This window comes from Pseudoalteromonas sp. ABE4_541, assembly GCF_056312285.1.
On the sequence record NZ_JBSVEM010000030.1, the window covers coordinates 1 to 15650 of the forward strand.

Here is a 15650-nt window from a genome sequence, read left to right on the forward strand (position 1 = left end):
CATTTCACCTTGCGCAAAGTAAACGCACTCGCTTCGCTCATAGTCGTTAATACTTAGCACTATAGCGCAAGGTGAAGTAAGCAACCTTCACAGATGTCGAGAGACTCTCTCATTCTCTGAGCGTTTTATAAGTAGTCTCTCAGCGCTTTATAAACTAGCTCATTTCACCTTGCGCAAAAGGAATGTCAGTGCTGCGCACTGTGTCATTAAACTTTTGCACGAAAGAGCGTTTCGCTTCGCTCAAGTCGTTAACCTTTTACACCTAATTCACCTTCTATTTGGGAAGGTATTTACTACATTAATTAATATTACACATGTACATTCTTCTTACCGTTAAAAAGTTTTTTAAATCTATAGAGTGGGTTTTCTAGAGCTGACTAATCTTGTGCATGGCAATCGCCTTTTTGATTTTCTTTTGGGGCTCAGAGATCAAGCGAATATTAAAGTTTGCGATTTTTAAATAACTGTATATACTCACAGTTAAATGTACTGTATGGAAAACCAGTTATATGCGGCCTTTGACAAAACGACAAGAACAAGTATTTGAACTAATTAGAGTATTTATTAAAGATACTGGAATGCCACCTACGAGAGCTGAAATTGCAGATGCACTTGGTTTTAAGAGCGCTAATGCAGCTGAAGAACACCTCAAAGCACTTGCCAAAAAAGGTGTAATCGAGATGGTGCCAGGAGCTAGCCGTGGCATCAGACTTGTTGAGGAATTAGAAAAAGAAGATCCTGGATTACCTTTAATTGGACGCGTTGCTGCTGGTGAGCCTATTCTTGCCCAGCAGCATGTAGAAAATCACTGCCAAATAGATGCTAATTTATTCAAACCTGCAGCAGATTACCTGTTACGTGTAAATGGCATGAGTATGAAGGATATTGGGATTCTGGATGGCGATCTGTTAGCTGTTCACAGTACACAAATTGCAGAAAATGGTCAGGTTGTTGTTGCTCGAGTCGAAGATGAAGTTACAGTGAAACGCCTTGAAAAAGCAGGTAAAAAAGTATATCTGCATGCTGAGAATGAAGATTTTTCTCCCATCATTGTTGACCTTGAACATGAATCGCTCACAATTGAGGGGTTAGCGGTTGGTGTCATTAGAAATGGCAATTGGATGTAAGTAAGACAAAGACTTAATAAATATATGCTTCCAGTGGCTATATAACATTGGTTATGTAGCCATTTTTTTAGCCAATACACTTTTAGTTTCCATAGATTCAATCACTTCCATCAGCTTCCTTTTTAAAACGAGCAAAACTTGCGAATTGTTCATTTATTGTCTAATTGTTAGTAAGTCGTGTAGTTAGCTTATCGTTTTTTAATAAGTCTAGACAGTCATCCAAATAATAAAAACGGTTATCGTCATTTGGCACAAGGCAAATGGATAATGAAGGAGACGTCAAATGTTTAAACCCTCGTTGGCAGCTGGATTAATTACACTCCTTGCTAGCTCATTTCCTGCACTCAGCAACAGCGCTTACAACATGCGCCAAGGCGTGACTGATATCAGTCAAAGTGTTTATGACCTACATATGACGATTTTTCTTATATGTTGCGTAATAGGCATTATGGTCTTTGCCGTAATGTTTTGGGCAATGATCTATCATCGTAAGTCTAAAGGTGCTCAGCCCGCACAATTTCATGAAAGCACAAAGATTGAGATCCTTTGGACAGCAATTCCCTTTGTCATTTTGATTGCTATGGCTATTCCCGCTACTAAAGTACTTATTGCGATGGAAGACACAAGCAAAGCAGACTTAACCATCAAAGTGACAGGCTCTCAATGGAAGTGGCATTACGAATACATGGGCCATGATGTTGACTTCTATTCAATTCTCTCTACACCGAAGTCTCAAATCGACGATTTAGAAGCTAAAGGAGAAAATTACTTACTTGAAGTAGATAAACCTTTAGTGATCCCTACAGGCAAAAAAGTCAGGTTTTTAATGACGTCTGATGACGTTATTCACTCTTGGTGGGTCCCCGATTTTGCCGTTAAAAAAGATGCCAACCCAGGCTTTATTAATGAAGCTTGGACTCGAGTGAACGAGGAAGGTATTTATCGAGGACAGTGTGCAGAGTTATGCGGTAAAGACCATGGCTTTATGCCAGTGGTTGTTGATGCACGAAAACCTGAAGATTTTGAGATGTGGTTAGCGCAAGCCAAAGAAGCGAAACAACAAGCACAGGCCGCAAGTGCAGCTTTGTTAGATCAAACACTGAGCAAAGAAGAGCTTATGCAAGTGGGTGAAAAAACCTACATGGCCTATTGCGCGGCATGTCACCAACCAACTGGTATGGGCTTACCTGGTGTATTCCCAGGTTTAAAAGGAAGTCCTATTGTGATGGGCGATGTTAAAGATCACATAGACATCATTTTACATGGAAAGCCAGGCACTGCTATGCAAGCGTTTGCTAAGCAGCTTTCAATTAAAGAAATCGCGGGTGTCGTCACTTACAAAAGAAATAGTTGGGGTAACAACTTAAACCAAGTGATACAGCCAAGCCAAGTACAAGAAAGAATTGATGCAAATAAGGAGGCCAGCCAATGAGTACCGTTGCTCAAGAACAACACGACCATCACGGTCATGCAAGTAAGAGCCTAAAACGTTGGCTGTATACGACTAATCACAAAGATATAGGGTCGCTTTACTTAATATTTTCATTGACGATGTTCATAATCGGTGGCGCTATGGCAATGATTATACGCGCCGAGCTTTTTCAACCAGGTTTGCAGCTTGTTGATCCTCACTTTTTTAATCAAATGACCACAGTTCATGGTTTAATCATGGTTTTTGGTGCTGTTATGCCCGCCTTTACAGGGTTAGCTAATTGGATGGTACCTATGATGATAGGTGCGCCAGATATGGCTTTGCCAAGAATGAACAACTGGAGCTTTTGGATTTTACCATTTGCTTTTGCCATTCTACTTTTATCGTTGTTTATGGAAGGCGGGGGCCCTGATTTTGGTTGGACTTTTTATGCGCCACTTTCGACGACTTACAGTAATGATAATACAGCGCTGTTTGTCTTTGCTGTTCACATTATGGGTGTGAGCTCTATTATGGGGGCAATCAACGTGATTGTCACAATCGTAAATATGCGGGCGCCCGGCATGACTTGGATGAAACTTCCATTGTTTGTTTGGACTTGGCTCATAACCGCATTTTTACTCATTGCTGTGATGCCAGTTCTTGCCGGTGCTGTGACTATGGTGCTCACAGATAAATATTTTGGTACGAGCTTTTTTGATGCAGCAGGCGGGGGCGACCCTGTTATGTTTCAGCATATATTCTGGTTTTTTGGTCACCCTGAAGTATACATAATGATCCTGCCGGCGTTTGGCATTATCTCTACAATAGTACCGACCTTTTCAAGGAAAAAGCTATTTGGTTACGCGTCTATGGTGTACGCGACCTCTTCGATTGCATTATTGTCGTTTATTGTGTGGGCGCATCATATGTTTACTACAGGGATGCCTTTGGCCGGTGAACTCTTTTTCATGTATGCCACTATGCTTATCTCTGTTCCTACAGGTGTCAAAGTGTTCAATTGGGTGGCCACTATGTGGAGAGGGTCAATCAGTTTTGAAATCCCGATGATGTTTGCTATTGCATTTATAGTGCTCTTTACATTAGGCGGGTTTTCTGGGCTAATGTTGGCGATAACGCCCGCTGATTTTCAATATCATGATACCTATTTTGTCGTCGCACATTTTCACTATGTACTTGTCACTGGTGCTGTTTTCTCGATTATGGCTGCTGCTTACTATTGGCTGCCAAAGTGGACTGGGCATATGTACAACATTACGTTAGCTAAGTGGCACTTCTGGTTGTCGTTAATAAGCGTGAATATTTTGTTCTTCCCTATGCATTTTATAGGTCTAGCTGGTATGCCAAGAAGGATCCCAGACTATGCATTACAATTTGCCGATTTTAATGCGCTGATTAGTATAGGCGGCTTTGCTTTTGGCTTATCACAATTACTTTTTGTTGCAGTAGTTTACAAGTGTGCAAAAGGTGGCGTGAGTGTACCAGATAAAGTTTGGGATGGTGCTGAGGGTTTAGAGTGGGAAGTGGCATCGCCTGCTCCGTATCACACCTTTTCAACTCCACCAGAGGTGAAGTAATGGCACACACGCAATTGATCCGAAAGTTAGTGTTAATCGTTGTTGGCATGTTTGCTTTCGCTTTTGCTTTAGTGCCTCTTTACGATGTGTTTTGTGATGTAACAGGGCTCAATGGCAAGCCTTCGATGGAAGCCGCAAAGGCTAGTAGTTTAGTCGAGGAGCACAGATTAGTTGATGTGAGTTTTACGACTCACAGTCAACAAAACGCGCCATTTTCAGTTAATTCGGAGCAATTTAGTGTGGCCGTGCACCCTGGGAAAATGACACAAGTAAAATTTACCGCTAAAAATTTAAGCGCCGATGAGAGAATAATGCAAGCAGTGCCATCGGTCATGCCCGGAAAAGCAGCGAAGTACTTACATAAAATGGCATGTTTTTGCTTTGATAGGCAGCCATTTAGAGCCAACGAAGAAGTTGAATTTACTTTAGTGTTCTATGTAGATACTGAGCTTCCAAGAGATATTAATGAGCTTACCCTGTCTTATACCGTGTTTGATGTGAGTGAACAGACATCGAAGATCATGGCATTGGATAAGCGTCAGGCAGGTTAGGAGAAAAGAATGAAAACTGAACATGAACAGTATTATGTGCCGGAGCAAAGTCATTGGCCCATTGTCGGGGCAATAGCAATGTTTTTAATTGCTGTTGGAGCTGGCCTGACTGTAATGCAGCTATCCAGTGATGCCACAAGTGGGCAATATGTTTTGATAGCTGGGATGCTAATACTTTTTTATATGCTTTTTGGCTGGATAAAAAACGTTATACATGAATCTCAAACTGGTCTTTACTCTGCTCAAATGGACCGCTCTTTTAAGCAAGGTATGAGCTGGTTTATATTTTCTGAAGTCATGTTTTTCCTCGCATTTTTTGGCGCTTTATTTTACGCAAGAATGTTATCTGTTCCTTGGCTTGGGGGAGAGGGAAACAATGCAATGACCAACGAAGTGTTGTGGCCAACATTTGAAGCTGTTTGGCCTTTACTTACAACGCCAAATGGTGTGACCACTCAAGCGATGGGATGGCAAGGGCTACCATTAATTAATACTCTGATCTTGTTAACTTCCTCAGTCACGATTCACTTCGCACACACAGCGATAGAGCATGACCAAAGAGCGAAAGTGAAGGTATTTTTGGGTCTAACCGTGTTATTGGGCACAGTTTTTTTAGGCTTGCAAGTGCTTGAATATATCCATGCCTACAGAGATCTAGACTTAACTTTGCAGTCAGGCATATATGGTGCAACCTTTTTCATGCTGACTGGGTTTCATGGCATGCATGTAACAGTTGGCACCATACTTTTACTGATAGTATTAATCAGAGTGTTTAAAGGACACCTCAACTCAGAAAAGCATTTTGCTTTTCAAGCTGCGGCATGGTACTGGCATTTTGTTGATGTAGTGTGGCTTTGTTTGTTTGTATTTGTATACGTACTTTAGCAAGTGGGGAGTGATTCAACTGAATCACTCCTAGTTTGGCTGCCAAGATGATAATGATGATGGCAATCGCAGAGAACAATACACGTCGACCCAAATAAAATGACATAGGTTTACTGTCTTTCGAATTTAGAAGCATTAAAAACAACGCTCTGAAAAGATTAAAAATAATAAACAATAATAAAACCACAATAAAAATTTTGATTGCCATAGTAGGTCCTTTTATGCGCGACATTGTTACACTGAAGTCTAGTTTAGTTATCCCGAAGGCAATAGTCATAATTGTCGTGTGCACATGTCTAGCGCTGGCTGCTTGGCAATGGCAGCGCTCTATAGAAAAGAAAATGCTGATGGAACAGCAACACGCGTTGAATTCACAGCCGCTCTCTGTATTGATGGAAACACCTTTGGAGCAAATGAATGGGGCTTCAGTGAAATTAACCGGGCATTTTATCGAGCCATATATTTGGTTTTTAGATAATCAAGTACATGACGGGCGCGTAGGTTTTGATGTTTTGGCTTTGCTCGCTACAAATAGCCTCCAGCCCTTCAACGTACTGGTAAATTTAGGGTTTGTAGCGGCACCACATGCTAGAACACTACCGCCAGTCACTTTGCCGAAGGGAGCTGTCTCTGTAAATGTAATTTTGAAATCTCTCGATGTGAAAGGTTTTACCCTCGCGACTCAGCCAAATATGGATATCGCGGAGCCAAGGCTCCTTCAGTACATTGATTTTGACTACTTCGAGAGTCAAACGGATATGGCAATTAAACATTTAGTAGCTCATCAGCAAGGTCAAAGTTCTATTGTGGCTATACCGCATTATCAGCATGTCGTGATGCTTCCAGAAAAGCACCGAGCATATGCATTACAGTGGTTGCTTATTGCATTCGCCGCAGCTGCTGTCGCTTACTTCTCTATGTCAAAAAAGGAGTTGAAATGAATTACAGACCGCTTTGGATATTTGCTTTTTGCTGTGTTGTGCCTTTGCTGTTGGCTTACATTGTAGTAAAAGGCCAATGGTTACCTGAACACACAACAAATCATGGTCAATTTCTTTCCAAGGAAGTTTACATACCAAATTGGCAGAGCAAAGAGCGCGTGCTGTGGAGTATTGCTGTGCATGCCCCCGATGATTGTAGGGACATATGTGATAAGCAATTTTCAGCATTACAGAATCTGTACATCGCTTTGGGTAAGCACAAAGATTCTGTTGCTTTGGTCGTATTAAACCGAGGTGATGACAGCGATTTACCAAAAGAGTTTGGTCACTATCAGGTCAATGACCATTTTCCATTTGCAAACTTATTTTTGGTAGATCATCGAGGGCTCCTTGTGTTGCAGTACAAATACTTCAATGATGAGCAGCAGAATAGAGCTGAGCAAAAAGGGTTACTGAAAGATTTAAAGAAATTGTTGAAATATGCGCGTAGTAGCTAAGGGGTAAAGATGGAAAAACGCTATAGATTGTTAGTTATTGTCAGTTGTTTTTTAGCGCTAATCGTTGTGTCTTTAGGTGCCTACACACGTTTGAGCAATGCTGGATTAGGTTGTCCAGATTGGCCGGGTTGTTACGGGTTCTTAACTGTACCCAATGAAAATCATGAGATGCAGATTGTGGAACGGAATTTTCCTGGGGTGCAAGTAGATACAAGTAAAGCTTGGATTGAAATGATCCATCGCTATTTCGCATCTTTTTTGGGGATGATGATCCTCATCATTTTTTTTATCGCACTTAAGGAGAGATTGTCCTCAACTGATAGAGCCAAAAAATTACCACTTAAACATACATCATTATTACTTGTTTTAGTGCTGTTACAAGGCATGTTGGGTATGTGGACAGTAACAATGAATTTGCAGCCTCTGATAGTTATGGGGCATTTATTGGGTGGTTTTTCAATACTAGGGTTGTTGGCCTTGCTCGCGTTTAGGTTAAGCTCTAGTGACAAAACGGGTTCTCAAATCATTGGGTTGTCAGCTTTTAATGCAGCAATTGCTGCTCTTGTCATCTTGACCATCCAAATTGCTTTGGGTGGCTGGGTCGCAGCGAACTATGCGGCCCCTCACTGCACAGGACTACCAATTTGTAACAATATTGAACTGTTTTCATTGAGCAGTGTATTTCATTTGCCTTTGGGCCAAAGTAATTATGAGTATGGAGTGCTGCCTTTTGAGACACGCTTGTCCATACACTTTATTCACCGAATTTGGGCATTAGTAACAGCTATAGCCATATTCAGCTTGGCATGGAAGCTACTCAAAGAGTATCAATCTTCGCAGATCCGTCAATCTGTGCTCCTTGTGGTAGTTGTGCTTATCAGTCAACTAACATTGGGTGGATTAATTGTGTATTTACAGTTTCCTCTTTCACTTACGCTTTTTCATAACATCATGGCGGCCCTGTTATTATTGAGCATGATCAGGCTGTGTTATTTATTAGTGCCAAAACAAGGAGCATTATCATGATTTCTACAGATTTCTCTGCAAAATGGTCTGTTAACTCTAGGCGAACGATAAGTAACTACCTAGCAATTTGTAAGATCAAGGTAGTAATGATGTTGGTTTTAACTGCGTGGATTGGAATTGCACTTGCTCCAGATATGCAGCGTAGTTGGGTTGCTCAATGCATGAGTTTATTGGGCATTGGGCTCTTGTCAGCTTCTGCAGCGGCAGTGAATCATATTGTCGATAGAGAAATTGATAGGAAAATGGCGAGAACCCGGCATCGGCCTATTGCTAATGAGCAGCTAAATGTGACTCAGGCATTGATATTTGCTTTTGTGTTGTCTGTATTAGGAATTGTTACTTTACTTGTCTGGAGTAATACTCTTTGCACGCTTCTCACGTTGGGGGCGCTTGTCGGCTATGCTGTTGTTTATACTCTTTTTTTAAAACGTGCGACACCACAAAATATAGTGATAGGCGGCTTAGCAGGAGCCATGCCGCCTTTGTTAGGGTGGGTGAGCGAAACAGGTATGCTCAGTGCACCGCCTTGGTTACTTGTTATGATCATATTTACATGGACACCACCGCACTTTTGGGCTTTAGCAATAGCGCGAAAAAAAGATTATGAACGGGCAAACATTCCGATGCTGCCAGTTACCCATGGGATTATGTTTACCAAACTATGTATTGTCGCGTACAGCATATTGCTCGGTATAGTTTGTATATTGCCTTACCTGATAGGTATGGCTGGATGGATATATCTTGTATTTGCAGTCTTCTTAAATACGTTGTTTATAGTTAAGAGCGTACAGCTTTACAGAAGTGAAGACGAACAGCAGGCCATGGCGCTATTTCGTTTCTCTATCAGCTATTTACTGGTATTATTTTTAGCCTTCTTTATTGATTTTTGGTGGTTATAATGCGCGCGATATGGGCTGTATTTTTGCTGTTGTTGATATCTTGCGGGGAAGTTAAGCAGGTTTCTGAATATACGGTGCATTATAGGTCCCCTAAGATGATTGAGCCTTTTTTGCTTTATGACCAAGATGAAGCTGTAGTCACTGAGCGTGATTTACTAGGAAAGTGGACTTTAATATTTTTGGGATATACCAGCTGTCCAGATATTTGCCCAATGACTTTGTCTAAGATGGCTAAGGCACATTCACAACTGAGCACTTCCTACCCCTCAAATGTTTGGTTTGTTTCAGTTGATCCTCGCCGGGATACGCCAGCCAAACGTAAGGCGTATATCAATTATTTTAATCCCACTTTTAAAGCCGTGAGCAATGAACACAGCGCATTGTTTCCACTCGTGAGGAATATGGGACTTATCTATGCGATAAATGAGAACGTGGGGGATGAATATTATGTAGACCATAGTGCGTCTGTTGCACTCATAAACCCATCAGGTGAACTGGAAGCTATTTTCAAAGCCAAATTTTTACCCAATGAAGTACCCTTGGTAGACGATATGCTGCTAGTCAGTGACTTTCAAGTTATAGCTGAACAATATGTGCGCTAGTGCGCACATCTTCCGTTTCTTGCCCATACATCTAACATCTTCATTAAATTGTATTTATTCACGTCAGTTTTGTGGCTTTTTCGTTATCTGCGTCTAAGATAAGTTTATGAGTCAACAAATCTAGAGCTGATCCCTGACATGTTAAAGCTTCCATCTGAGTTAGCTGTAAGCCAAGTTGAAGAGCTTCATCAGCTTTTGTTGCACGAGCTTGTTGGTGAGCAAGATGTTTGTCTCGACATATCCGAGGTAACTAGGGTTGACACGGCATCGGTTCAGTTGTTTTGCGCATTGCAAAAACATCTACACTCAGTAAGTCATAAAATTCTCTGGCATGGCGAAAGCCAAGCTTTTTCACATGCGGTGAATGAGCTTGGTTTGACAGAATATCTAGCTCTGGAAGGCACAAACTAAGAGGTTAATATGAAGAAAATTCTGGCAGTGGACGACTCAGCGTCTATGAGGCAAATGGTTGGGTTTACGTTAAAAAAAGCAGGCTTTGACGTAACTGAAGCCAGAGATGGAAGCGAAGCCCTAAGCATTGCAAAGCAGCAGGGATTTGATGCGGTGATATCTGACGTTAATATGCCAGTTATGGATGGGATCACCCTAATTCGTGAGTTAAGAAACCTACCAAACTATAAGTTTACCCCTCTATTAATGCTGACGACAGAATCTGGTCTTGATAAGAAAACAGAGGGAAAAGCGGCTGGTGCGACAGGCTGGATCGTAAAACCTTTTAACCCCGAGCAGTTATTAGCGGTATTAAAAAAAGTCATTCGCTAAACTGAGGAGCTGGGTTATGAGTATCGATCTGAGCCAGTTTTTTGAGGTTTTCTTTGAAGAGAGTTTTGAAGGTTTAGACGCTATGGAGTCTGAGCTTTTAAACTTAGAACCCGGAAACGTAGACAGCGAAACCATTAATACGATTTTTAGAGCGGCACACTCCATCAAGGGGGGAAGTGGCACTTTTGGCTTTTCATCTGTGTCAGATTTTACCCATGTTTTGGAGACTTTACTTGATCAGGTTAGAGATGGTGAACGAACACTGACGGCAGAGCATGTAAACCTACTTTTAAAGTCGGTAGATTGTTTACGAGGGTTACTTAGAGCGTTACAAGCAGAGCAAGAGCCAGATTTAGCTGAAGCTAATGAACTGCGAGGAAAGTTTGAAGTGATACTCGGTATGACAAGCGAAGAGTCGTCGTTAGAGTCAGAAGAGTCACCTGAAACACAATCGAAAACGACCTTCCAGATTGATTTCAAACCTAAACCCCATCTATTCAAAACCGGAAACGAGCCGCTTTTCATGATTAGTGAGCTTGGCGAGCTTGGAGATATAGAAACGCAAGCGTTCCATGACGCTATCCCAGATATTAATCAGTTGCACCCGGATGAGTGTTTTCTTAATTGGCGCTTTTTTTTAACAACAGATAAAGATCAAAAGGCGATAGAAGAGATATTTGAATGGGTAGAAGACGACGCTGAAATTACGATTGGCACATGTGGTGGTATTTTTGAGCCCTTGGGAGCAACTTCAGAAGTATCAACTAACGAAGAACCCAAAGCACTAGAAGGCAAAAAAGCTGATGAACCAACGACGAAAAGTGCCGCGCAAGAAAGTACAAAAAGAGCCGAACCAAAAGCAGTATCTGAGTCTTCTACTTCCACATCTATTCGAGTTGGAATAGATAAAGTAGATTCTTTAATTAACATGGTGGGTGAGCTGGTAATTACTCAGGCAATGCTAAGTCAAATTGGTGAGCAAGAAATTACAGAGTCCACTATAACTGCATTGCAAGAGGGTCTTGCACAACTAGCCCATAACACGCGGGATCTCCAAGAGAATGTAATGCGGATCAGGATGCTGCCTATCAGCTTTGTATTTAGTCGGTTTCCACGGTTAGTCCGCGATATTTCACAGAAGCTTAATAAACAAGTGGAACTAAAACTCTTGGGTGAACAAACAGAGTTAGACAAAACTGTGATGGAAAAAATCTCAGATCCCATGGTTCATTTGGTCAGAAACTCTCTCGATCATGGCCTTGAAACCCCTGATCAGCGGATTGCCTCAGGCAAAGACCCAGTTGGTTCAGTAACGCTAAATGCATTCCATCAAGGTGGTAATATTGTGATTGAAATTATGGATGATGGACAAGGCTTAAATACAGAAAAAATAAGGACAAAAGCACTAGAGAATGGCTTGATACAAGAGCAGGATGAGTTGAGTCCAGATGAAATTAATGAACTTATTTTTATGCCCGGTTTTTCAACGGCGGACGAAGTGAGTGACATTTCTGGTCGAGGGGTGGGAATGGATGTGGTACGCCGTAATATTCAAGCCTTGAATGGGTCTGTGGAAGTGTCTTCAGCGCCTGGTGTGGGATCCACATTTACAATTCGCTTGCCTCTCACTTTGGCTATTCTTGATGGTCAACTTGTGCAAGTAGCACAACATACATACATCATTCCTTTGATTTCAATTGTTGAATCGTTGCAAATAGATGTGAGCATGGTCAGCCGCGTAGGTAAAGACTTGGATGTGTTGAGACTTCGAGACGAATATATTCCTATTTTGCGTTTATATGACATTTTCAATCATCAAGGTGCGATTGAAGAGCTTGATAAGACCTTATTGGTTGTGGTGGAGAGCGATAATCACAAAGTAGGACTGTTAGTTGACGATCTTCTTGCTCAGCAGCAAGTCGTAATTAAAAGCTTAGAAGCAAACTATCAAAAAGTAGATGGGATCTCTGGCGCTACCATACTCGGAGATGGTCGAGTTTCGCTGATTATAGATATTAGTGGTTTGATTAAACTCAGTGGACTGAAAAGGCCAGGATCACAAGAATTGTTATTGGAACAGCAAGGTTCAGAGGTGGCGTGATGAGTGAGCATCGCGATGTAAACCAACAACTCAATCTGAGAAAGCAACAAGATGAGAACCAGTATTTAACTTTTATGATGGCTGGCGAAGAGTATGGCATGGATATACTCGCCGTACAGGAAATAAGAGGCTGGGAAGATGTAACTGTGATCCCTAATGCTCCAGATTTTGTTAAGGGAGCGATCAACTTAAGGGGGACTATAGTACCCATTGTTGATCTGCGGTTGAGGTTTGGAATACCCAGTGAAAAGTATGGTCCACTGACAGTAGTGATTGTTGTGTCGGTAAAAATCTCGGAGCAACAAAAAGTAATGGGACTTGTTGTCGATGCGGTGTCAGATGTTTACAGCATTTCTGAAGAAAAAGCGAAAGATGTACCTGATTTCCAAGACTCGAACAATGGCCAGTATGTTCATGGGCTGGTTAATGTAGGTGAAAAAATGGTGGTATTGCTTAACTTGGCAAGAGTATTAGACCTGAGTAGTAAGCAAACATTGCAAAGCTAGAAAAGTGAAGGGTGAAAGCATGCAAAGTGAGATAAACAATAAGCTATTGATTATGGGGGTGGTGTTAGTTGCTTCAATTATAGCCACTTTTCAACTACTTGGAGTAACTATGAGTGCTGAGAATGGGGCGATGATCAGTCTGCCTATTGTCTTAGTACTTGCCGCCATTTTATATCTCAAACAAGTATTTGATGGCTATATGCGAAAATTGGTTTGCATTAAAGCAGTGATGCCTTACCTACGCGTGACAGATCAAGATATAGTGTCAAGACTCGATTTAGACGCATTACCTGAACTTGCTAGGTTGTCTGAAGCAGGTCCAATTAGCGATAGTCGTAATGATCAAGACCATGTTGAAAGTCTGCTGAATGCGCTGCACACTTGCCAAGCAAACATCATGATTGCGGATACAAATCTGAATATCACTTATCTCAATGAATCCGTAACCAAGATGCTCAAAGCGAACGAAAATAAGTTAAGACAAGATTTACCTAGATTTAATGTGGACAGTTTAGTGGGGACGAACATTGATGAATTCCACAAAAACCCTGCTCATCAACGTAATATGTTAGCGACGTTAAATCGTGTTCACACAACGCAAATTGAAGTGGCAGGTCTCACATTTGACTTAATCGCGACGCCCGTATTCAACTCAAATAATGAAAGAATCGCGACTCTAGTTGAATGGAAAGATGTAACTGAGCAATTAGAGTTTGAAAGAAATCAAGCGCGATTGGCGGCGCACAATGCCCGTATTACAAGCGCGCTTGATGTGTGTCAGGCAAACGTAATGTTAGCGGATAGTGATTGCAATATTGTTTATGCAAACCACTCTGTGCTGAAAATGCTGAGTGAGAACGAATCTCAGCTTCAGACTGCTTTACCTCAATTCGATGCCGACAACTTGATTGGTAAGTGTATTGATATATTTCACGCGAACCCGCAACACCAGCGCCGAATGCTTGAAAGCCTCAATGATACATACAAGACAGATATCCAAGTTGCAGGGTTTACTTTTGGTTTGATAGCTACGCCTGTTTACGACTCTGACAATAATCGTCTGGGTACTGTGGTTGAATGGGATGACAAAACCAAGCGTCTAGAGCAAGAAAAAATTGAAAAGCAAACAGCAGAAGAAAACTTGCGCGTCAAACAAGCCTTAGACAATGTTGCTACAAACACCATGATTGCGAATGACAAACATGAAATTGTGTATATGAACAGCTCAGTGCTTGATATGATGCGACACGCTGAGGGTGATATACGCAAAGACTTACCACAGTTCGATGTGAATCGATTGATAGGTTCGAATATGGATATTTTCCATAAAAACCCCGCTCATCAACGTGGCATGGTGGATAAACTCAGTTCAACCTACAAAACAGAGATTTTGGTTGGAGGTAGAACCTTTGGGCTCGTAGCTAACCCGATAAATAGCGAGTCTGGAGAGCGAATAGGTACGGTTGTTGAGTGGGAAGATCGAACCAATGAAGTTGCAATTGAACAGGAGTTGAACGATTTAGTCTCTTCTGCTGGTGGCGGAAACTTAAGTGTTCGGTTGAAGGAAGATGATAAAGATGGTTTCTATTTACGATTAGCTAAAGGGTTAAACGAATTAATTACGATAGTGGATGGTGCGGTTACAGATACAGGTGAAATGTTAGACGCACTGGCCAATGGTGACCTAACGCAACGTATTACGGGTGACTATGCAGGTGCATTTGATAAGTTAAAACGAGATGCAAATATCACCGCCGACAAACTTACAGAGGTGTTAAATAAGATAAGCTCTTCAGCAGGATTAGTTGCCAGTGGCGCGGAAGAAATATCGCAGGGCAACGCTGACTTAAGTCAGCGGACTGAGGAACAAGCATCCTCGCTTGAAGAAACAGCGTCAAGTATGGAGGAGATGACCAGTACGGTTAAACAAAATGCTGATAATGCCAAAGTTGCTAATGGATTAGCAGAAGAAACGTGCGATAAGGCCGTTTTGGGTGGTGAAGTTGTTAGCAAGGCGGTTGACAGCATGTCTGCCATTAATGAATCAAGCAAAAAAATTGCAGATATTATCGGTGTCATTGATGAGATCGCTTTCCAAACTAATCTGCTAGCACTCAACGCCGCGGTTGAAGCTGCAAGAGCAGGAGAGCAAGGTCGCGGATTCGCTGTTGTAGCTGGCGAAGTGAGAAACCTTGCACAGCGCTCTGCTGGCGCAGCCAAAGAGATCAAAGACCTAATCCGCGATAGTGTGAGTAAGGTGGAAGACGGAACATTACTAGTTAATGAGTCTGGCGCTACGCTGAAAGATATTGTTGCTTCGGTAAAACGTGTTACTGAGATGATCTCGGATATCGCCGAAGCATCGGTAGAACAGAGCTCAGGTATTGAGCAAGTTAATAAAGCAGTGGCGCAAATGGATGAAATGACTCAACAAAATGCAGCTTTAGTTGAGCAAGCGTCTGCGGCTGGTGAATCTATGGCTGAGCAGGCGAATGACATGAGAAGGCTACTTCAGTTCTTTTCGCTGGATGGTTCGGCGAAGGCTATGCCTGCACAGCTAACGCATGATGAACCTCCTGTAACTTATGCTCCAAGCCCTAAACTCAAAAATGGGCATAGTCAGCAAGCCCCTAGCAAGCCAATGTCTATTGGCAATAAGTTTTCTGAAAGCTCTGAAGAGTGGGAGGAGTTTTAATAACTTGCTACAGAGCTACTTAATGTAG

The 15650-nt window shown here is 41.8% G+C and carries 16 protein-coding genes; 15 read left to right on the forward strand and 1 reads right to left on the reverse strand.

The window, feature by feature from the left end; all coding sequences use genetic code 11:
* Positions 1 to 509 precede the first annotated feature (509 nt).
* The 5 genes from lexA (at position 510) to ACW689_RS20235 (ending at position 5572) form a co-directional block, all read left to right on the forward strand.
* Complete coding sequence (lexA, locus tag ACW689_RS20215; protein WP_476294095.1) at positions 510 to 1127, forward strand: transcriptional repressor LexA; 618 nt, start codon at positions 510 to 512, stop codon at positions 1125 to 1127.
* Between the two features lie 283 nt (positions 1128 to 1410).
* Positions 1411 to 2559, forward strand: coding sequence for a cytochrome c oxidase subunit II (gene coxB / locus ACW689_RS20220; RefSeq protein WP_476294096.1), 1149 nt, complete (start codon positions 1411 to 1413; stop codon positions 2557 to 2559).
* Complete coding sequence (gene ctaD, locus ACW689_RS20225) at positions 2556 to 4136, forward strand: cytochrome c oxidase subunit I (protein WP_476294097.1); 1581 nt, start codon at positions 2556 to 2558, stop codon at positions 4134 to 4136. Before coxB ends, ctaD begins: the two co-directional genes overlap by 4 nt.
* Entirely contained in the window at positions 4136 to 4687 is a 552-nt protein-coding gene (locus tag ACW689_RS20230) for a cytochrome c oxidase assembly protein (RefSeq protein ID WP_476294099.1), read from the forward strand. The genes ctaD and ACW689_RS20230 overlap by 1 nt, the downstream gene beginning before the upstream one ends.
* 9 nt (positions 4688 to 4696) lie before the next feature.
* Positions 4697 to 5572 carry a cytochrome c oxidase subunit 3 gene (locus ACW689_RS20235; RefSeq protein ID WP_476294100.1) on the forward strand — a complete coding sequence of 292 codons (876 nt, stop codon included), beginning with the start codon at positions 4697 to 4699 and terminating at the stop codon, positions 5570 to 5572.
* Here ACW689_RS20235 and ACW689_RS20240 read toward each other — a convergent pair.
* Complete coding sequence (locus tag ACW689_RS20240; protein ID WP_476294102.1) at positions 5472 to 5849, reverse strand: DUF2909 domain-containing protein; 378 nt, start codon at positions 5847 to 5849, stop codon at positions 5472 to 5474. The two genes, ACW689_RS20235 and ACW689_RS20240, sit on opposite strands and share 101 nt — an antisense overlap.
* Here ACW689_RS20240 and ACW689_RS20245 point away from each other — a divergent pair.
* The 10 genes from ACW689_RS20245 to ACW689_RS20290 all read left to right on the forward strand — a co-directional run bounded on the left by ACW689_RS20245 (position 5794) and on the right by ACW689_RS20290 (position 15622).
* Complete coding sequence (locus ACW689_RS20245) at positions 5794 to 6513, forward strand: SURF1 family protein (RefSeq protein WP_476294104.1); 720 nt, start codon at positions 5794 to 5796, stop codon at positions 6511 to 6513. The genes ACW689_RS20240 and ACW689_RS20245 overlap by 56 nt on opposite strands.
* Positions 6510 to 7010 (forward strand): transmembrane cytochrome oxidase associated protein, encoded by a 501-nt coding sequence (locus ACW689_RS20250; RefSeq protein ID WP_476294105.1) that lies wholly within the window; start codon positions 6510 to 6512, stop codon positions 7008 to 7010. The genes ACW689_RS20245 and ACW689_RS20250 overlap by 4 nt, the downstream gene beginning before the upstream one ends.
* Before the next feature lie 9 nt (positions 7011 to 7019).
* The gene (locus tag ACW689_RS20255; RefSeq protein WP_476294107.1) at positions 7020 to 8036 is read left to right on the forward strand and encodes a COX15/CtaA family protein; all 1017 of its coding nucleotides are present in this window, start codon (positions 7020 to 7022) and stop codon (positions 8034 to 8036) included.
* Complete coding sequence (cyoE, locus tag ACW689_RS20260; protein ID WP_476294109.1) at positions 8033 to 8935, forward strand: heme o synthase; 903 nt, start codon at positions 8033 to 8035, stop codon at positions 8933 to 8935. Before ACW689_RS20255 ends, cyoE begins: the two co-directional genes overlap by 4 nt.
* 95 nt (positions 8936 to 9030) lie before the next feature.
* On the forward strand, positions 9031 to 9537 hold the full coding sequence (locus ACW689_RS20265) for an SCO family protein (protein WP_476294110.1): 507 nt from the start codon (positions 9031 to 9033) through the stop codon (positions 9535 to 9537).
* Positions 9538 to 9675: 138 nt separating this feature from the next.
* On the forward strand, positions 9676 to 9948 hold the full coding sequence (locus ACW689_RS20270) for an STAS domain-containing protein (protein WP_476294111.1): 273 nt from the start codon (positions 9676 to 9678) through the stop codon (positions 9946 to 9948).
* Positions 9949 to 9957: 9 nt separating this feature from the next.
* Positions 9958 to 10320 carry a response regulator gene (locus ACW689_RS20275; protein WP_070990989.1) on the forward strand — a complete coding sequence of 121 codons (363 nt, stop codon included), beginning with the start codon at positions 9958 to 9960 and terminating at the stop codon, positions 10318 to 10320.
* 16 nt (positions 10321 to 10336) lie between these two features.
* On the forward strand, positions 10337 to 12421 hold the full coding sequence (locus ACW689_RS20280) for a chemotaxis protein CheA (protein WP_476294113.1): 2085 nt from the start codon (positions 10337 to 10339) through the stop codon (positions 12419 to 12421).
* Positions 12421 to 12927: a chemotaxis protein CheW gene (locus tag ACW689_RS20285; protein ID WP_476294114.1), complete on the forward strand. Its 507-nt coding sequence runs from the start codon at positions 12421 to 12423 to the stop codon at positions 12925 to 12927. The genes ACW689_RS20280 and ACW689_RS20285 overlap by 1 nt, the downstream gene beginning before the upstream one ends.
* Positions 12928 to 12946: 19 nt before the next feature.
* Positions 12947 to 15622 (forward strand): methyl-accepting chemotaxis protein, encoded by a 2676-nt coding sequence (locus ACW689_RS20290; protein ID WP_476294116.1) that lies wholly within the window; start codon positions 12947 to 12949, stop codon positions 15620 to 15622.
* Positions 15623 to 15650 lie beyond the last annotated feature (28 nt).